The following is an 18,456-nucleotide window of genomic DNA, read 5'->3' as shown; positions in this document are numbered from 1 at the left end:
ATCTGCCGCGCGGTACCCATATTGAAAGAGGAAGAAAATAAAAATGCCAGCATCAGCGGCTGGCATTTTATGGCAGGGTTGTACAGAATGAGTGGTAGGGTCAGGCGCTGAGCGCGACCTCTTCCACGGGAACGATCAGGCTGGCGTGATTGCCCTTCGGACCCTGATGCACATCAAACTGGACTTGTTGCCCGGCTTTAAGCGTTCGGTAGCCCTCCATCTTAATGGTTGAGTAGTGGGCGAAGATGTCTTCTCCACCGCCAACCGGGCAGATGAAACCGAAACCTTTGGCATTATTAAACCATTTAACAGTACCCGTCTCCATGCTTCTACATCCCTCGCAAAACATTTCATTATTGAGTGGGGAAATCAGGTGATTAACCTGTTGGCGGGAAGATCTTCTCCGACCAGTTTCTGTACTGTAGAGAATTGCTCTCGCGGGTCAAGCAAACGGGGCTCGGGAATGGATACAAAATCGTCAAAATTTGAAGCAGTTAACGCTATTTCAAATTTTGTGATGAAGGTCGCGATTAAGGATTTTTGTACGAATTATCTGCTGCGCCACGCTGCATTCTGGCCGCGTTACTCATAGCCTGAATGGTGTTAGTCTGGCGTTAAGAAGCAACATGTTGATACTGGATTGGTATGGGAAAGACTAACGACTGGCTTAACTTTGAGCAGCTTGCCGATGACAAACTGAAAGAGGAGCTTAAGCCGCCGTCGATGTATCGGGTCATACTGCATAATGATGACTATACACCGATGGAATTTGTTATTGACGTTCTGCAGAAGTTCTTTTCTTATGATATTGAACGTGCAACGCAACTGATGCTGACGGTGCATTATCAGGGTAAGGCGATCTGCGGTGTTTATACTGCGGAGGTGGCGGAAACCAAAGTCGCCATGATTAACACTTACGCCCGTGAAAATGAGCATCCGTTGCTGTGTACGCTGGAAAAAGCCTGATAAGGCGATAATTGGGGGAGGTGCCAATGCTCAATCAAGAACTGGAACTCAGTTTAAACATGGCTTTCGCCAGAGCGCGTGAGCACCGACATGAGTTTATGACCGTCGAGCATCTGCTACTGGCACTGCTCAGTAACCCGTCGGCCAGAGAGGCACTGGAAGCCTGCACGGTAGATATCGTGGCGCTTCGTCAGGAACTTGAAGCGTTTATTGAACAAACCACCCCGGTGCTGCCGGCCAGTGAGGAAGAACGCGACACCCAGCCAACGCTCAGCTTCCAGCGCGTGCTGCAGCGGGCGGTATTCCACGTACAGTCATCAGGCCGCAGTGAAGTGGCCGGTGCGAATGTGCTGGTGGCGATTTTCAGCGAACAGGAATCTCAGGCGGCGTATCTGCTGCGCAAACATGAAGTCAGCCGACTGGATGTGGTGAACTTTATCTCTCACGGTACGCGCAAGGACGAGCCAGGCCCGTCCGCCAGCGCGGAAAATCCGGTTAACGAAGAGCAGGCAGGCGGGGAGGATCGTATGGAAAACTTCACCACCAACCTTAACCAGCTTGCCCGGGTAGGCGGAATCGATCCGCTGATCGGTCGCGATAAAGAGCTGGAGCGTACCGTTCAGGTGCTGTGCCGCCGTCGTAAAAATAACCCGCTGCTGGTGGGTGAGTCCGGGGTGGGTAAAACCGCCATCGCGGAAGGGCTGGCCTGGCGCATTGTGCAGGGCGACGTGCCGGAAGTGATGCAGGACTGCACCATCTACTCGCTGGACATCGGTTCGCTGCTGGCCGGTACCAAATATCGCGGTGACTTTGAAAAGCGCTTTAAAGCGCTGCTGAAACAGCTGGAGCAGGATACCAACAGCATCCTGTTTATCGATGAGATCCACACCATCATCGGCGCCGGTGCCGCTTCGGGTGGCCAGGTTGATGCCGCTAATCTGATTAAACCGCTGCTCTCCGGCGGTAAGATCCGCGTGATGGGTTCAACTACCTACCAGGAGTTCAGCAACATCTTCGAGAAGGATCGTGCGCTGGCGCGCCGTTTCCAGAAGATCGATATCACCGAACCGTCCGTCGATGAGACGGTGCAGATCATCAACGGGCTGAAACCGAAGTATGAAGCGCACCACGACGTGCGTTACACCGCCAAGGCGATCCGCGCGGCGGTGGAGCTGGCGGTGAAATATATCAACGATCGCCACCTGCCGGATAAGGCGATTGACGTAATCGATGAGGCCGGTGCGCGTGCGCGTTTAATGCCGGTGAGCAAGCGTAAGAAAACCGTCAACGTGGCGGATATCGAAAGCGTGGTCGCCCGGATTGCCCGTATTCCGGAGAAGAGCGTGTCGGCCACCGATCGCGATACGCTGCGCACGCTGGGCGATCGTCTAAAAATGCTGGTGTTCGGCCAGGACAACGCCATTGAGGCGCTGACCGAAGCGATCAAGATGAGCCGTGCCGGACTGGGGCAGGATCGTAAACCGGTCGGCTCCTTCCTGTTTGCCGGCCCGACCGGCGTCGGTAAAACCGAGGTCACGGTACAGCTGGCGAAGGCGCTGGGTATTGAGCTGCTGCGTTTTGATATGTCCGAGTATATGGAACGTCATACCGTCAGCCGCCTGATCGGTGCGCCTCCGGGCTATGTTGGTTTTGACCAGGGCGGCCTGTTAACCGATGCGGTGATCAAACATCCGCACGCGGTGGTGCTGCTGGATGAAATCGAAAAAGCGCACCCGGACGTCTTTAACCTGCTGCTGCAGGTGATGGATAACGGCATGCTGACCGACAACAACGGCCGTAAGGCGGACTTCCGCAACGTGGTGGTGGTGATGACCACCAACGCCGGGGTGCGGGAAACCGAGCGTAAGTCGATCGGCCTGATCCAGCAGGACAACAGCACCGATGCGATGGAGGAGATCAAAAAGATCTTCACGCCGGAGTTCCGCAACCGTCTGGATAACATCATCTGGTTCAGACACCTCGATCAGGTGGTGATCCATCAGGTGGTCGACAAGTTTATTGTCGAACTGCAGGCGCAGCTGGACGCCAAAGGCGTGTCGCTGGAAGTCAGTGATGATGCCCGCAACTGGCTGGCTGAGAAAGGCTATGACAAGGCGATGGGGGCCCGTCCAATGGCCCGTACCGTGCAGGAGAGCCTGAAAAAACCGCTGGCTAATGAACTGCTGTTTGGTTCGCTGGTAGAAGGTGGCTCGGTATCGGTCACGCTGGATAAAGAGAATAATCAGCTGGCCTATCACTTCCTCAGCGCTGCAAAGCGTAAGGCGGAAGGCACGGTGCACTGACGGCACATCCCGGGAGGCTCGCTAAGCGCGGCGGGCTGAACGGGAATCGCAGATAAAGAAAAGGCCGGGTGAGAACCCGGCCTTTTTTATCGCTGCTGCAGGCGTGCGTAACGTAGCAGCAGAACTGAATGGGGCAATTTAGCGACTACGGAAGACAATGCGGCCTTTGCTCAGGTCGTACGGGGTCAGCTCTACAGTGACTTTGTCGCCCGTCAGGATGCGGATATAGTTTTTGCGCATTTTACCGGAGATATGAGCGGTAACCACGTGACCGTTTTCAAGTTCAACGCGGAACATGGTGTTAGGTAACGTATCAAGTACGGTACCCTGCATTTCAATATTGTCTTCTTTGGCCATCGAATCCTCTAGGTGGACTACCTTAGTTTTGAACCGGCAAGATAATGCCGAATTTCACGTATTAAGTAAAGAATTGCAGGCGAATAGATCGCCCACATCAACCCCTCTGAAAGACACGAGTGCAGACGGGTCACGAAGTAATCTGGAGTTAATGGCGTCAGCGCGGGGGTAAAACGGGCTAAGAATCTGTTTAAATCTGCTTCATTTCGCACGATTAAAACAGTTCTGACAAGTGCGTTGCGATTCCCAGCCTGGTATTCTGCGTTACCCTGTTGTTCAGGGGGCAGGCGGACGACATACCAAACGCGCGTATTATATCACTGTTCTGGCCCGGTTGGGCGAAAACATCTCGAAATAGCATTAAAAAAGCCGTTGTGGCCGCCAGCAACCCGTTGTAAGCAGGCTGTCTGCCAGCGTATTGACCTGTTGCAGATAGCTCGCGCGGGAAATTTCCACCGCGCCCAGCGACTGGGTATGTGCGTTCAGCACCTGGCAGTCGATCAGCCTGCCGTTCTGCTGTGCAAACCAGCGGCTGAACACCAGCAGCGCGGTCTTGGAGGCATTCTCCCGCAGGCTGAACATCGATTCACCGCAAAAGATCTGCCCGAGCGCCAGCCCGTACAGGCCACCGACCAGCTCGCCCTCCTGCCACACCTCTACCGAATGGGCGTGCCCCAGCTCATGCAGCCGGTACCACGCCTGCTGCACTTCCCAGGTGATCCACGTGCCCTCCTGACGGTCGTGAGCACAGCCGGCGATCACCTCGCTGAAGCGCTGATTCAGCGTCACCTGGTAAGGGGATCGCTGGTGAAAGCGCTTCATGCTGCGGCTGAGGTGGAACTGCTCCGGCAGCAGCACCGCCCGCGGGTCGGGGCACCACCACAGGATCGGGTCTCCGATTGAGAACCAGGGGAAGATACCCAGGCGATAGGCCGCCAGCAGACGGGCAGGGCTGAGATCGCCGCCCATCGCCAGCAGGCCATTCGGGTCCCGCAGCGCCGACTCCGGCGGCGGGAAGTTGAGTGATTCACGGGACAGTTGCATCAGGCGCATCGACATCATCTCAGGTGTGCCACAGGCTAATGACTATAGCGCAAAGCGCTGCAGAAAAGTCCAGTACCGCCCCTGTTTCGCCACTAACTGCGCGTGATTACCCTGTTCGACCAGCGAACCGTTGTCCATCACGCAGATGCGGTCGAACGCCTCCAGGCCGCGCAGGCGGTGGGTAACCATGATTAGCGTCTTATCACGTGCCACTTCGCGCAGCAGGCTGAGGATCTGCCGTTCCGTTTCAGCATCCAGCCCTTCGGTCGGCTCATCCAGCAGCAGCAGATCGCCGCCGTGCAGCAGGGCACGCGCCAGCCCAAGACGGCGCAGCTCGCCGCCGGACAGCGCGCGGCCGCCTTCGCCCAGCCAGGCGTTCAGCCCCTGATCGTTGTCCAGCAGCTTCTCCAGCCCGACCGCCTGCAGCGCCGCGCTCAGCCGCGCGTCGTCGCTTTCCGGCGCGGCCAACAGCAGGTTATCGCGCAGGGTGCTGCTGAACAGATGTACGCGCTGGGTCACCACGCTGATGCGGGCGCGCAGCGCGGCTTCCGGCCAGGCGGTCAGCGGCTGGCCGTTCAGCGTGACTTCACCCTGCTGTGGATCCCAGGCGCGGGTTAACAGCTGCAGCAGCGTTGACTTACCGCAGCCGGTACGGCCGAGCAGCGCGATATGCTCGCCGTGAGCGATCTGCAGCGTCACCGCGTTCAGCGCCGGTGCGTCGCCATCGGCATAGCGGAAGCTGACCGCATCGAGCGTTACGGCGGCGCCCGGGGTCAGCGGCAGCGTGGCGTCGCTAAAGGTGACCGCCGGGCGCTGATTGACGATCTGTGCGACGCGCCCGGCGGAGGCGATGACGTGGCCCATATGCAGGAAGGCGGTGCCGACCGGTGCCAGCGCCTCAAAGGCGGCCAGCGAGCAGAAGACAAACAGCGCCACCAGCGCGCCGGGCTGCAGGTCACCGCCGATGCCGGCGGCGCTGAGCCACAACAGCAGAGTGACGGCAACGCCGCCCATCAGCATCACCAGCGCCTGCGACAGCCCGGTCAGGCTGGCCTGGCGCTGCTGTGTGTTCAGCCACTGGCGCTCCGTGTCGTCGAGTTCAGCACGGTACGTTGCCGCCGCGCCGTACAGGGTCAGTTCGGCCTGGCCCTGCAACCAGCGGGTCAGCCCGCTGCGGTAGTTGCCGCGCAGGCGGGTCAGATCCTGGCCGACCGGCAGCCCGGCGCGATAAAACAGCGGCGGCAGCACCAGCAGGGTAAACAGCATCAGCCCGGCCAGGGTCAGCGCCAGGTTGACATCCAGCCAGCTTAAACCAACGGTGACCACCAGGATCACCAGCAGCGCCCCGACCAGCGGGGCAATCACCCGCAGGTAGAGGTGATCGAGGGTGTCGACGTCCCCCACCAGGCGATTAAGCAGCTCACCCTGACGGAAACGGGCAATGCCGGCGGGGGAGAGCGGCAGCAGCTTACTGAAGGTGTAAACGCGCAGGTGCGCCAGCACGCGGAAGGTGCCATCGTGGCTGACCAGGCGCTCCAGATAGCGGGCCACGGTACGGCTGATGGCCGCACCCCGCACCCCGGCCGCCGGCAGCATGTAGTTAAAGCTGTAGATACCGGCCACGCCGACCAGCGAGGTGGCGGCGAGGAACCAGCCGGACAGCGTCAGCAGGCCGATGCTGGCCAGCAGGGTGATCGCCGCCAGCAAAATGCCGCACAGCAGCCGCCAGAGATGGCGACGATAAAGCGTTAAAAACGGCAGCAGGGTTTTCATTCCAGCGATCCTCCACGTTGCGCCAGCAGCTCAGCAAACGGCCCCGGGCGATCGGCCAGCGTCTGCCGGTCGCCCTGCTGTACGATTTGCCCATCACGCATCAGCCAGATCTGATCCCACTCCGCCAGGCGGTTAAGCTGGTGGGTGATCAGCAGCGTGCTCTGCGCACGTGAGGCCTGCAGCAGCGCGCGGTTAACGTGCCGTTCGCTCTGCGCATCGAGGCTGGCGTCAGGTTCATCCAGCAGTAACAGCTGGCAGGGCTTCATCAGCGCGCGGGCGACGGCGACGCGTTGTGCCTGGCCCACCGACAGCCGCGTTGCCCCGTCGCCGGTTTCACTCTCCAGCCCGTTGGGCAGCCGCGGCAGGAACTCATCCACGCCCGACAGTGCCAGTACGCTGGCGAGGCGGGCGTCATCCCCGCCGTTGGGCAGAATATTTTCCCGCACGGTAGTGGCCGGCAGGTGCGGGTTCTGCCCGACCCACGCCAGCTGCCGCTGCCAGTGCTCAGGGGCGATATCGCGCAGCTCAGCGCCGTTAACCTGCAGCGAACCCTGATACGGCAGATAGCCCAGCAGCACGTTCATCAGTGAGGTTTTCCCCGCGCCGCTCTGCCCGACCAGCGCCACGCGCTGGCCGCGGTTAAGGGTAAAGTTCAGCGGACCGGCCAGCACGCTGCCGGCGGCGGTGATGATGGTCAGGTCCTTCGCGACCAGCGTGAAGCCGTCGCTGAGGTCCGGCGTCTGCTCACCGCGGGCGATGGCGGCATCTTCACTCTCTGCGAGGAAGGTTTCCAGCGCATCCGCCGCGCCGATGGCCTGGGCCTTCGCGTGGTAGAAGGTGCCGAGATCGCGTAGCGGCTGATAAAATTCCGGCGCGAGGATCAGCACCAGAAAACCGGCAAACATCGTCACCGGGCCGCTGTAGTGGCCAAAATCAAACACGCCAAGGTAGGAGAAGCCGAAGTAGACGGCGATCAGCGCAATCGAAATTGAGGCAAAAAACTCCAGCACGGCAGAGGAGAGGAAGGCCATACGCAGCACTTCCATGGTGCGCTGACGGAACTGCTCCGAGGCGTCCTGAATGGTTGCCGTCTCCGCTCTTGCACGGTTAAACAGGCGCAGCGTTTCCAGGCCGCGCAGGCGGTCAAGGAACTGGCCGCTGAGGCGCGACAGCGCGAGGAAGTTGCGGCGGTTAGCATCGGCCGCCCCCATGCCGACCATCGCCATAAACAGCGGGATCAGCGGCGCGGTGGCCAGCAGGATCAGCGACGCCGCCCAGTTGACCGGGAACAGCACCAGCAGCACCAGCAGCGGAATAATCCCCGCCAGCATCATCTGCGGCAGATAGCGGGCGTAATAATCCTGCATCTCTTCGATCTGTTCCAGCAGAAGGGTTGCCCAGCTGCCGGCCGGTTTACCCTGGATCCAGGCCGGGCCGAGCGCGGCCAGGCGATCGAGCACCCGGGCGCGCTGCGCCTGGCGGATCGCCTGGCCGGCACGGAAGCCGGCGCGTTCACGCAGCCAGGCCAGCAGCGCGCGGCCGGCAAAGCAGGCCAGCAGCAGCAGGAACGTGTGCAGCAGGCTTTCGCGCGGCAGGTGGTCACTCAGCAGTGACTGCAGCAGAGAGGCGAGGAACCAGGCCTGTGCGAGCAGCAGCAGGGCGTTCAGCGTGCCGAGCATCAGCGAGATGCGCAGCCAGCGCTGACCGTACGCGCGTTGGCTTTTGAGCCAGCGGGTGAGCAGTTGTTGTCGTGATTTATTCATGATTTGCCGTGATGCCCTGACGTAAACGGTAGTGAGGCAAAAGCCACAGGAAGATCGGTGTCAAGCGCGGCAATGGTACAATGGGGAGGGTAAAAAGGCGACAATTGCTCGTCGCCTCAGGCAAGATTAGCTCAGAATTTTAACAACTTAACGATCTTTTTTAACCAGTCCGTCAAGATAGCGTTCAGCATCGAGGGCGGCCATACAGCCGGTACCCGCCGAGGTGATCGCCTGGCGGTAGATGTGGTCCATCACGTCGCCGGCGGCAAACACGCCGGGGATGCTGGTCTGGGTGGCGTTGCCGTGAATACCAGACTGCACTTTGATGTAGCCGTTTTCCAGCTCCAGCTGACCGTTGAAGATGGCGGTATTCGGGCTGTGGCCGATCGCCACAAACAGGCCGGCGACCTCCAGCTCTTCGATCTGCTGCTCGTCATTAACCGCGCGCAGGCGCAGACGGTTGACGCCCATCTGATCGCCCAGCACCTCATCCAGCGTGCGGTCGGTGTGCAGCACGATATTGCCGTTTTTTACTTTTTCCATCAGCCGGTCGATCAGGATCTTCTCAGCGCGGAAGCTGTCACGGCGGTGGATCAGATGCACTTCAGCCGCGATATTGGCCAGGTACAGTGCCTCTTCCACCGCGGTGTTGCCGCCGCCGATTACCGCGACTTTCTGGTTGCGATAGAAGAAACCGTCACAGGTGGCGCAGGCAGAAACGCCGCGACCTTTGAAGGCGTCTTCAGACGGCAGGCCGAGGTAGCGGGCCGACGCGCCGGTGGCGATGATCAGCGCATCCGCGGTGTACTCACCGCTGTCGCCGGTCAGGCGGAACGGACGGTTCTGCAGGTCGACGCTGTGGATATGGTCGAAGATGATTTCGGTATTAAATTTTACCGCGTGCTCGTGCATGCGCTCCATCAGCAACGGGCCGGTCAGCTCGTTGGCGTCGCCTGGCCAGTTTTCCACGTCGGTGGTGGTGGTCAGCTGACCGCCTTTTTCCAGGCCGGTAATCAGCACCGGGTTCAGGTTCGCGCGGGCGGCGTACACGGCGGCGGTGTAGCCAGCCGGGCCAGAGCCCAGAATCAGTAATTTACTGTGTTTAGCCGTACTCATGAGACCCTCATTATTTAACTGGCAAACAGACAAACGGATTGTAGGGAATTTAACACGGCAAAAAAAGTGTTGTGCCACGTTGTTAATGATTAATGAAAAAGGTTTTACCAATCAACGTCCCGGCGTTAAGGCATGAGCGCTGAAAAAACCGCCGACGCCGGCCCGGGCCGGGTGCTTAAATGGCTAAATTATCATTGCAAAACAGGATCGCACGAGGTGGTTTGGCATGTTGTACTGGTTTTGGTTGTTTTACTTTGACAATCGGCTGCGCTTTTGCGAAAACATTATGCGAAGCAGAGAGTATTCACAATGACGTAACGGGGAATCGTTCCCTTTTTTACGCTCGGCGACGAATTTACTCAGCCTGGCATTTGGAATGACGCATGGTGTGGACAGACAGCATGCGTCATGCGGATGGACGCGGTTCACGCAACAGGCTCGATGTCTTCACTTAGAACGACCCGGGACGTACGCGTTCCAGGGTAGGCGGGTAAAGGGAAGGAATTAAGAGAGACAATAATAATGGTAGATAACAAAAAACGACCGGGTAAAGACCTCGACAGAATCGACCGTAACATCCTTAACGAACTGCAAAAAGACGGGCGCATTTCCAACGTCGAACTTTCCAAACGCGTGGGGCTGTCGCCGACTCCCTGCCTGGAACGCGTGCGCCGCCTTGAGCGTCAGGGCTTCATTCTGGGCTACACCGCGCAGCTGAACCCGCATTATCTTGATGCCTCGCTGTTGGTATTCGTTGAGATTACTCTGAATCGTGGCGCGCCTGACGTGTTTGAGCAATTTAACGCCGCTGTGCAAAAACTTGAGGAAACTCAAGAGTGTCACCTGGTTTCCGGTGATTTTGACTACCTGCTGAAAACCCGCGTGCCGGACATGTCCGCCTACCGTAAATTGCTCGGTGAAACCTTGCTGCGTCTGCCGGGAGTGAACGACACCCGCACCTACGTGGTCATGGAAGAAGTGAAACAAAGTAATCGCTTAGTGATTAAAACTCGCTAACACAGGGCAGGTGCAAAACCTGGTAGTTTTCGGTACACTCCTGTGAATTCATACAGGTTCAGCGTCGGGCTCGCCCGACGCTGTTGCCTTCATAGTTTACGGGCACCTGGAGAGAACTCTTGAGCCAGGAATACACAGAAGATAAAGAAGTTTCCCTGCAACCGCTGAGCAGTGGGCGTCGCCTGCTGGAAGCCTTGCTGATGATTGTTGCGCTGTTCGCCGTCTATCTGATGGTGGCGCTGGTGAGCTTTAACCCGTCCGACCCGAGCTGGTCGCAAACGGCCTGGCACGAACCGATCCACAATTTAGGTGGCGGCGTCGGCGCCTGGCTTGCTGACACCCTGTTTTTCATTTTCGGCATTATGGCTTACGGCATCCCGCCGGTGATCCTCGGCCTGTGCTGGCAAACCTTCCGTCAACGTCATTCGCAGGAGTACATCGACTACTTTGCCGTTGCGCTGCGCCTGATTGGCGTACTGGCGCTGGTGGTGACCGCCTGCGGCCTGGCGGCGCTCAATGCCGATGATATCTGGTACTTCGCCTCCGGCGGCGTGATCGGCAGCCTGCTGAGTAACGCTATGGCACCGTGGTTCAGCGGCCCCGGCGGCACCCTGACGCTGCTGTGCGTCTGGGCGGCCGGGCTGACGCTGTATACCGGCTGGTCGTGGTTAACCATCGCTGAGAAAATTGGCGGCGTGGTTATGGGCGTGCTGACCTTTGCCAGCAACCGTTCACGCAGTGATGAACAGTGGCGTGAAGAGGACGATGAAGAAGAGTATGACGACGCGGAACGCGCGCCTGAAACGCTGCGTGCGCGCGATGATGCCGACGATGACGCTGACGTTCTGTTAAACAAAGCACAGAAAATCGATCTGCCGGTCAGCGGCGGTGATGACGACCAGGACCCGCTGTTTGCGCGTCCTGCTGCGCCTGCTGCCGACGGGGCGATCCCTGCCGCTACTGCCGCCGCCGAAGTGCTGCCTGCCGCTGGCGATGTTAACGCAGCGGTGACCGGTAGCGCGCCTGTCGCTAATGCGGCTTCAACGACGCTGGTTGCTGCGACCGGCGCGGGTAGCGAGGCTACTGCTGCCGCGACATTTGCTGCCGCTGCACACCCGGCCAGCGCGGGCGTTCCGCCTCAGGCGGCTGCTGCCGCATCTCAGTACAGCCCGATGCCGCCTGACTACGGCAACCAGCCTGCGCCTGCTTATGCCAATCAGCCTGCGCCTGCCTATGGCAATCAGCCTGCGCCTGCTTATGGCAATCAGTCTGCGCCTGCCTATGGCAATCAGCCTGCGCCTGCTTATGGCAACCAGCCTGCACCTGCCCACGGCAGCCAGCACGCTGCACCGAACGTCTCTGGCTTCGGCAACAATGCGTCTGCTGCGTCATCTGCCTTTGGCAGCGAGGCGGCAACGGCTCAGCCTGGCGTAAACACTGATGCTGCCGCGCCGCCGCTGCACCGTTTTGATGTCCCGAGTGAAGCGCAAACGCCTGCACCGGCGCAGCCTGCCGTCGATCGGGACGACGGTCCGCAGATGGGCGACTGGCGAAACGCCTCGGCATCGCCGTTTGATTTTGCCACGCCGGATACGCCGCACCATCCGGGGGCCGTTGCGGCCGCGACCAGCGGTGCTGCCGTGGCGGCGGCGGCGCAGTCCGCCAGCAGCGATATGCTGTTTATGCCGGGCTTCAGCGCCGTCAGCGGTGACGATCTGAATCCGCAGGTGAAGCAGGGCATTGGTCCTGAACTGCCGCGCCCTAAGCCGGTGAAACTCCCTACCCGCCGTGAACTGGCCTCGTACGGCATTAAACTGCCTTCACAGCGCATGGCGGAAGAGAAAGCCAGAGAGCAGGAAGAACAGCGTCTGCAGCAGGCAGCAGCGGCGGCAACCGGTGCCGTCGCTGCCTCGCCGGCAGCGGCCAGCGGCCCCGACAGTTATGGCGTAGAGGCCAGTGATGACGACCTGGCAGAAGCGCATCTGCGCGAAGCCTTCCTTGCCCGCGAACAGCAACGCTACGGCGACGAGTTTGCGGAACAGGACGAAGACGCGCTGCAGCAGGCCGCGCTGGCCAGCCAGTTTGCTCAACAGCAGCAGCAGCGTTACGGCGCTGAAGCCGACGAGTCGCCAACCTTTACGCCGGACACCCACGGTGCCTTCGACTTCTCGCCGCTGGACGACCTGGCCGATGACGGCCCGACAGAGCCGCTGTTTACCCTGCCGGCAGCCACGGAGCAGGCCGCCGTTGCGGCGTCAGCCCTGGCCACCGCGCAGTGGCAGCAGCCACAGCACGCGACCAGTCCGTCGCCACAGCCCGCAGCGGCTCAGTGGCAGTCAGCGCAGCCTTCAGCCAGCCAGCCGGCGCAGCCGCAGGGCTCTCAGCCAACAGCCGCTCAGTGGCAGTCGTCGCAGTCAGCGCAGCACGCGAACAGCCAGCCGCAGCAGCCACAGGCCTCAACGCCTGCCGCCGCCCAGTGGCAGCCAGCGGAGCCCGCGACCAGCCAGCCGCAGCAGCCGCAGGCCTCAACGCCTGCCGCCGCTCAGTGGCAGCCAGCGCAGCCCGCGGCCAGCCAGCCGCAGCAGCCACAGGCCTCAACGCCTGCCGCCGCCCAGTGGCAGCCCGCGACCAGCCAGGCGCAGCAGCCGCAGGCCTCGCAGCCTGCCGCTTCTCAGTGGCAACGTCCGCAGCCCACTGTTTCCCAGTGGCAACAGCCAGAGCCTGAGCCTGCCGCGACGCAGTGGCAGCAGCCCGCGTCGTCACAGCCTGTGCAGACTCAGAGCCAGTCTCCTGCTGCTGCTTCCTCGCAGTGGCAGCCTCAGGCTACGCAGCAGCCCGCTGCCCCGGTAGCGCAGCCTGTCGCGCCTCAGGAGCCGGATATGGACAGCCTGATCCATCCGTTCCTGGTGCGCCACGAGCGGCCGACGCATACGCCGACCACGCCGTTGCCAACGCTCGATCTGCTGGCTTCACCGCCGGCGGAAACCACCCCGGTCGATCAGTTCGCGCTGGAGCAGACCTCACGGCTGATCGAAGCGCGTCTGGCGGATTACCGGGTGAAAGCCGACGTGGTCGGCAGTTCGCCAGGCCCGGTGATCACCCGCTTCGAGCTGGATCTGGCGCCGGGCGTCAAGGCGGCCCGTATTTCTAACCTGTCGAAAGACCTGGCCCGTTCGCTCTCTGCCGTGGCGGTGCGCGTGGTGGAAGTGATCCCGGGGCGGCCTTACGTCGGCCTTGAGCTGCCAAACCAGCACCGGCAGACGGTTTATCTGCGCGAAGTGCTCGACTGCCCGGCGTTCCGCGATAATCCGTCGCCGCTGTCGATCGTGCTGGGCAAAGATATCTCGGGTGAGCCGGTAGTGGCGGACCTCGGCAAGATGCCGCACCTGCTGGTGGCGGGTACCACCGGTTCCGGTAAGTCGGTCGGCGTTAACGCCATGATCCTCAGCATCCTGTATAAAGCCACGCCGAAAGAGGTGCGCTTTATCATGATCGACCCGAAAATGCTGGAGCTGTCGGTGTACGAGGGGATCCCGCACCTGTTAACCGACGTAGTAACCGATATGAAAGACGCCGCCAACGCGCTGCGCTGGTGCGTGGTGGAGATGGAACGCCGCTACAAGCTGATGTCGGCGCTGGGCGTGCGTAATATTGCCGGTTACAACGAGAAGGTCGACCTCGCGGAAGCGATGGGCCGGCCGATCCCGGATCCGTTCTGGAAACCGACCGACAGCATGGATATGTCGCCGCCGGTGCTGGAAAAAGAGCCGTATATCGTGGTGATGGTCGACGAATTTGCCGATCTGATCATGACGGTAGGCAAGAAGGTGGAAGAGCTGATCGCCCGCCTGGCACAGAAGGCCCGTGCCGCCGGTATTCACCTGGTGCTGGCGACCCAGCGCCCGTCGGTGGATGTGATCACCGGCCTGATCAAAGCCAATATTCCGACCCGTATTGCCTTTACCGTGTCGAGCAAAATCGACTCGCGTACCATTCTCGACCAGTCGGGAGCCGAGTCGCTGCTGGGCATGGGGGATATGCTCTATCTGGCCCCTAACTCGTCAATTCCGGTGCGCGTGCACGGTGCCTTTGTGCGTGACCAGGAAGTGCATGCGGTAGTGAAAGACTGGAAGGCGCGTGAACGTCCTCAGTATAAAGAGGGCATCCTGAGCGCCGGCGAGGACGGTGAATCCGGCAGCGGCGGTGGGCTTGACGGTGATGAAGAGCTGGATCAGCTGTTCGACCAGGCGGTGGAGTTTGTGGTGGATAAACGCCGCGCCTCGATCTCCGGCGTGCAGCGCCAGTTCCGCATCGGCTATAACCGCGCGGCGCGCATTATCGAACAGATGGAAGCGCAGGGCATTGTCTCCTCACCGGGCCATAACGGTAACCGTGAGGTGTTAGCGCCGCCGCCGCACGAAATGTAATATTGTTAACGGGCCGGGTAACCGGCCCGTTGAATAGTCGGCCTCCGATCCCCATATCTGCCCCATGCTGCCGGGAGAATTCAGCCTATTCTCCTGTTATTCCGGCCAGCGCCTGGCTACAGTTATCCCCGTCACGCTTACCCGCTACGGGATGCACGAGTTTCAATAAGGATGCCGTAATGAAAAAATTGATCGTTTCCTGCTGCCTGCTGGCGGCATTTACCTCGGCTGGCGTGCTGGCCGATGCTTCCAGCGATCTGCAGCAGCGTCTGGACAAGGTGAAGAGCTTCCACGCCACCTTCAGCCAGAAGGTGACCGACGGCGGTGGTGCCTCGGTACAGGATGGCGAAGGCGAAATGTGGGTGCAGCGTCCGAACCTGTTCAACTGGCATATGACCGCACCGGATGAAAGCGTGCTGATCTCAGACGGGAAAACCCTGTGGTTCTACAACCCGTTTGTTGAGCAGGTCAGCGCCAGCTGGCTGAAAGACGCCACCGGCAACACGCCGTTTATGCTGATTGCCCGTAACCAGGCCAGCGACTGGAAGCAGTATAACGTTTCGCAGCAGGGCGACAGCTTCTCCCTGACGCCGAAGTCACCGGACGGCAATCTGAAACAGTTCAACATCAATGTGTCACCGAACGGCACCATCAACCAGTTCAGCGCGGTAGAGCAGGACGGCCAGCGCAGCAGCTATGCGTTGAAAAGCCAGCAGAACGGCACGGTGAGTGCGGATAAATTTAAATTTACCCCGCCAAAAGGCGTGACGCTGGACGATCAGCGTCAGTGAGGTCTGCGTGAGTAACCTGTCCCTCGATTTTTCCCGCAACGAATTCCAGCCGCTGGCCGCGCGCATGCGGCCACGCACGCTGGCGGAGTACATCGGTCAGCAGCACCTGCTGGCGGCGGGTAAACCGCTGCCGCGGGCGATTGAAGCGGGCCATCTGCATTCGATGATCCTGTGGGGGCCGCCGGGGACAGGGAAAACCACGCTGGCCGAAATTATCGGCCACTACGGCCAGGCGGACGTTGAGCGTATTTCCGCCGTCACCTCGGGTGTAAAAGAGATCCGCGAAGCGATCGAGCGGGCGCGGCAGAGCCGTAACGCCGGCCGCCGCACCATCCTGTTCGTGGATGAGGTGCACCGCTTCAATAAAAGCCAGCAGGATGCGTTTCTGCCGCATATTGAAGATGGCACCATCACCTTTATCGGTGCCACCACTGAAAATCCCTCCTTTGAGCTCAATTCGGCGCTGCTCTCCCGCGCCCGCGTCTATCTGCTGAAATCCCTTACCGCCGAAGATATTGCCGTGGTGCTGGACCAGGCGATGCAGGATGCAGAGCGCGGCTACGGCAATGACAACGTGGTGCTGCCGGCGAAGACCCGCGATATGATTGCCGAGCTGGTCAACGGCGACGCGCGGCGGGCGCTGAATACGCTGGAAATGATGGCCGATATGGCCGAAGTCAATACGGCCGCGCAGCGCGAGCTGACCCCGCAGCTGTTGAACGAAGTCTCCGGTGAACGTAGCGCGCGCTTTGATAATAAAGGCGACCGCTTTTACGATCTGATCTCCGCGCTGCATAAGTCGGTGCGCGGCTCGTCACCGGACGCGGCGCTTTACTGGTATGCGCGTATTATCACCGCCGGTGGCGATCCGCTGTACGTTGCCCGCCGGCTGCTGGCCATCGCCTCGGAAGACGTCGGTAACGCCGACCCGCGCGGCATGCAGGTGGCGATTGCCGCCTGGGACTGTTTCACCCGCGTCGGCCCGGCCGAAGGCGAGCGCGCCATCGCTCAGGCGATCGTCTATCTCGCCTGTGCGCCGAAAAGTAACGCCGTCTATACCGCCTTCAAAGCGGCGATGCGTGACGCGCGCGATAACCCGGACTATGACGTGCCGGAGCATCTGCGCAACGCACCGACCAGACTGATGAAGGAGATGGGGCTGGGCGCGGAGTACCGTTACGCTCACGATGAGCCGAACGCCTACGCCGCCGGCGAGGACTACTTCCCGCCGCAGATGGCGCAGACCCGCTACTATCGTCCGGTTTCCCGTGGCCTGGAAGGCAAGATCGGCGAAAAGCTCGCCTGGCTGGCTGAGCAGGATCAAATTAGCCCGACAAAACGCTACCGCTGACAGGGGCGTTGCGGTAAGGTTAGCAGTGAATTCAACGCAGCCGAACTCGGGTGCGTCCCCTCTTTTTATCAATCATAACAAGCACAGGACAAGCATGCTCGATCCCAATCTGCTACGTAATGAGCCAGAGGCCGTTGCTGAACAACTGGCACGCCGGGGCTACAAACTGGACGTTGACACACTGCGCGCACACGAAGAGCGCCGCAAGGTGTTGCAGGTAGAAACCGAAAATCTGCAGGCAGAGCGTAACTCCCGATCCAAATCCATCGGTCAGGCGAAAGCGCGCGGGGAAGATATTGAGCCGCTGCGTCAGGAAGTTAATCTGCTGGGCGAACGCCTGGATGCGGCCAAAGTGGAGCTGGATGAGCTGCTGACGAAGATTAACGAGATGGCCCTGGCGATCCCAAACATTCCTGCTGACGTGGTGCCGTTCGGTAAAGACGACAGCGAGAACCAGGAGATCGGCCGCTGGGGTGAGCCGCGCACATTCGATTTTGCCGTGCGTGACCACGTTGAGCTCGGCGAAATGGCTGCCGGCCTCGATTTTGCCGCTGCGGTAAAGCTGACCGGTTCACGCTTTATCGTGATGCGCGGACAGATTGCGCTGATGCACCGTGCGCTGAGCCAGTTTATGCTCGATCTGCACACCGAACAGCACGGCTATCAGGAAACCTACGTCCCTTACCTGGTGAACCACGCCAGCCTGTACGGTACCGGCCAGCTGCCGAAGTTTGGTGAAGACCTGTTCCATACCCGTCCGCTCGATGAAGAAGCTGGCAGCAGCAACTATGCGCTGATCCCGACGTCGGAAGTGCCGCTGACTAACCTGGTGCGTGACGAGATCCTCGAAGAAGAGTCGCTGCCGCTTAAGATGACCGCACACACGCCGTGCTTCCGTTCTGAAGCCGGTGCCTACGGTCGTGATACCCGTGGCCTGATCCGTATGCACCAGTTCGATAAAGTTGAAATGGTGCATATTACCCGTCCGGAAGACTCGATGGACGCGCTGGAAGAGCTGGTCGGCCACGCTGAGAAAGTGCTGCAGCTGCTCAACCTGCCGTACCGCAAGGTGCTGCTGTGTACCGGTGATATGGGCTTTGGCTCACACAAAACCTACGATCTGGAAGTGTGGCTGCCGGCGCAGGATACTTACCGTGAAATCTCCTCGTGCTCGAACATGGGTGATTTCCAGGCGCGCCGCATGAAAGCGCGCTGCCGTCCAAAAGGCGAGAGCAAAACCCGCCTGGTGCACACCCTGAACGGCTCCGGCCTGGCGGTGGGCCGCACCCTGGTGGCGGTACTGGAGAACTACCAGCAGGCTGACGGCCGTATCGAAGTGCCGGAAGTGCTGCGGCCGTATATGAAAGGGCTCGAGTTTATCGGTTAAGCCAGCCAGACAAACCCGCCGCCCGGCGGGTTTTTTTTATCTGTAGTTTGAGAAAAAATGGTCATCGACTTTAATCGTCTTCAGGAACAATTTAACAGCAAATTCAATGAGATAATTTCTCGTAAAATCGCCAATTGCGTTATCTAACTAACTGTTAATAA

Annotated in this window: 13 protein-coding genes; 7 read left to right on the top strand and 6 right to left on the bottom strand. The window is 60.1% G+C overall.

Annotated features, from left to right (window positions below; all coding sequences use genetic code 11):
- Positions 1-100: 100 nt before the first annotated feature.
- On the bottom strand, positions 101-325 hold the full coding sequence (cspD, locus tag ASF13_RS13205) for a cold shock-like protein CspD (RefSeq protein WP_056236922.1): 225 nt from the start codon (positions 323-325) through the stop codon (positions 101-103).
- A 320-nt stretch (positions 326-645) separates the two neighbouring features.
- On the opposite strand from cspD, the gene clpS reads away from it, so the two are divergent.
- Positions 646-966 carry an ATP-dependent Clp protease adapter ClpS gene (clpS, locus tag ASF13_RS13200; protein WP_056236920.1) on the top strand — a complete coding sequence of 107 codons (321 nt, stop codon included), beginning with the start codon at positions 646-648 and terminating at the stop codon, positions 964-966.
- A 26-nt stretch (positions 967-992) separates the two neighbouring features.
- The gene (gene clpA, locus ASF13_RS13195) at positions 993-3,269 is read left to right on the top strand and encodes an ATP-dependent Clp protease ATP-binding subunit ClpA (protein WP_056236918.1); all 2,277 of its coding nucleotides are present in this window, start codon (positions 993-995) and stop codon (positions 3,267-3,269) included.
- A 138-nt stretch (positions 3,270-3,407) separates the two neighbouring features.
- On the opposite strand, the gene infA is transcribed toward clpA, so the two are convergent.
- From infA to trxB, 5 genes are all read right to left on the bottom strand, one after another.
- Positions 3,408-3,626 carry a translation initiation factor IF-1 gene (gene infA, locus ASF13_RS13190; RefSeq protein WP_002211347.1) on the bottom strand — a complete coding sequence of 73 codons (219 nt, stop codon included), beginning with the start codon at positions 3,624-3,626 and terminating at the stop codon, positions 3,408-3,410.
- Between the two features lie 360 nt (positions 3,627-3,986).
- Entirely contained in the window at positions 3,987-4,679 is a 693-nt protein-coding gene (gene aat / locus ASF13_RS13185; RefSeq protein WP_056236916.1) for a leucyl/phenylalanyl-tRNA--protein transferase, read from the bottom strand.
- Between the two features lie 33 nt (positions 4,680-4,712).
- Positions 4,713-6,443: a cysteine/glutathione ABC transporter ATP-binding protein/permease CydC gene (cydC, locus tag ASF13_RS13180; protein WP_056236914.1), complete on the bottom strand. Its 1,731-nt coding sequence runs from the start codon at positions 6,441-6,443 to the stop codon at positions 4,713-4,715.
- Positions 6,440-8,206: a cysteine/glutathione ABC transporter permease/ATP-binding protein CydD gene (gene cydD, locus ASF13_RS13175; protein WP_056236913.1), complete on the bottom strand. Its 1,767-nt coding sequence runs from the start codon at positions 8,204-8,206 to the stop codon at positions 6,440-6,442. Before cydD ends, cydC begins: the two co-directional genes overlap by 4 nt.
- A 147-nt stretch (positions 8,207-8,353) precedes the next feature.
- Complete coding sequence (gene trxB, locus ASF13_RS13170) at positions 8,354-9,322, bottom strand: thioredoxin-disulfide reductase (protein ID WP_056236911.1); 969 nt, start codon at positions 9,320-9,322, stop codon at positions 8,354-8,356.
- Positions 9,323-9,844: 522 nt separating this feature from the next.
- Between trxB and lrp the strand changes: the two genes are divergently transcribed.
- From lrp to serS, 5 genes are all read left to right on the top strand, one after another.
- A complete protein-coding gene (gene lrp, locus ASF13_RS13165) occupies positions 9,845-10,339 on the top strand; it encodes a leucine-responsive transcriptional regulator Lrp (RefSeq protein ID WP_006118610.1) in 495 nt (164 codons plus the stop codon).
- 119 nt (positions 10,340-10,458) lie between these two features.
- Positions 10,459-14,766 carry a DNA translocase FtsK 4TM domain-containing protein gene (locus tag ASF13_RS13160; RefSeq protein ID WP_056236909.1) on the top strand — a complete coding sequence of 1,436 codons (4,308 nt, stop codon included), beginning with the start codon at positions 10,459-10,461 and terminating at the stop codon, positions 14,764-14,766.
- Positions 14,767-14,945: 179 nt separating this feature from the next.
- On the top strand, positions 14,946-15,557 hold the full coding sequence (gene lolA / locus ASF13_RS13155) for an outer membrane lipoprotein chaperone LolA (protein WP_056236907.1): 612 nt from the start codon (positions 14,946-14,948) through the stop codon (positions 15,555-15,557).
- 7 nt (positions 15,558-15,564) lie between these two features.
- Entirely contained in the window at positions 15,565-16,908 is a 1,344-nt protein-coding gene (locus ASF13_RS13150) for a replication-associated recombination protein A (protein ID WP_056236905.1), read from the top strand.
- Between the two features lie 94 nt (positions 16,909-17,002).
- On the top strand, positions 17,003-18,295 hold the full coding sequence (gene serS, locus ASF13_RS13145) for a serine--tRNA ligase (RefSeq protein WP_056236904.1): 1,293 nt from the start codon (positions 17,003-17,005) through the stop codon (positions 18,293-18,295).
- The last annotated feature ends 161 nt before the right edge of the window (positions 18,296-18,456 follow it).

The organism is Erwinia sp. Leaf53 (assembly GCF_001422605.1).
GTDB lineage: Bacteria > Pseudomonadota > Gammaproteobacteria > Enterobacterales > Enterobacteriaceae > Erwinia.
The sequence above is the reverse complement of the archived record's forward strand: the minus strand, read 5'-3'. Positions and strand labels throughout refer to the sequence as shown.

Coding starts and splice junctions, on each gene's coding strand:
- cspD (WP_056236922.1), bottom strand. CDS start 325: ATGGAGACGGGTACTGTTAAATGGTTTAATAATGCCAAAGGTTTCGGT.
- clpS (WP_056236920.1), top strand. CDS start 646: ATGGGAAAGACTAACGACTGGCTTAACTTTGAGCAGCTTGCCGATGAC.
- clpA (WP_056236918.1), top strand. CDS start 993: ATGCTCAATCAAGAACTGGAACTCAGTTTAAACATGGCTTTCGCCAGA.
- infA (WP_002211347.1), bottom strand. CDS start 3,626: ATGGCCAAAGAAGACAATATTGAAATGCAGGGTACCGTACTTGATACG.
- aat (WP_056236916.1), bottom strand. CDS start 4,679: ATGCGCCTGATGCAACTGTCCCGTGAATCACTCAACTTCCCGCCGCCG.
- cydC (WP_056236914.1), bottom strand. CDS start 6,443: ATGAAAACCCTGCTGCCGTTTTTAACGCTTTATCGTCGCCATCTCTGG.
- cydD (WP_056236913.1), bottom strand. CDS start 8,206: ATGAATAAATCACGACAACAACTGCTCACCCGCTGGCTCAAAAGCCAA.
- trxB (WP_056236911.1), bottom strand. CDS start 9,322: ATGAGTACGGCTAAACACAGTAAATTACTGATTCTGGGCTCTGGCCCG.
- lrp (WP_006118610.1), top strand. CDS start 9,845: ATGGTAGATAACAAAAAACGACCGGGTAAAGACCTCGACAGAATCGAC.
- lolA (WP_056236907.1), top strand. CDS start 14,946: ATGAAAAAATTGATCGTTTCCTGCTGCCTGCTGGCGGCATTTACCTCG.
- serS (WP_056236904.1), top strand. CDS start 17,003: ATGCTCGATCCCAATCTGCTACGTAATGAGCCAGAGGCCGTTGCTGAA.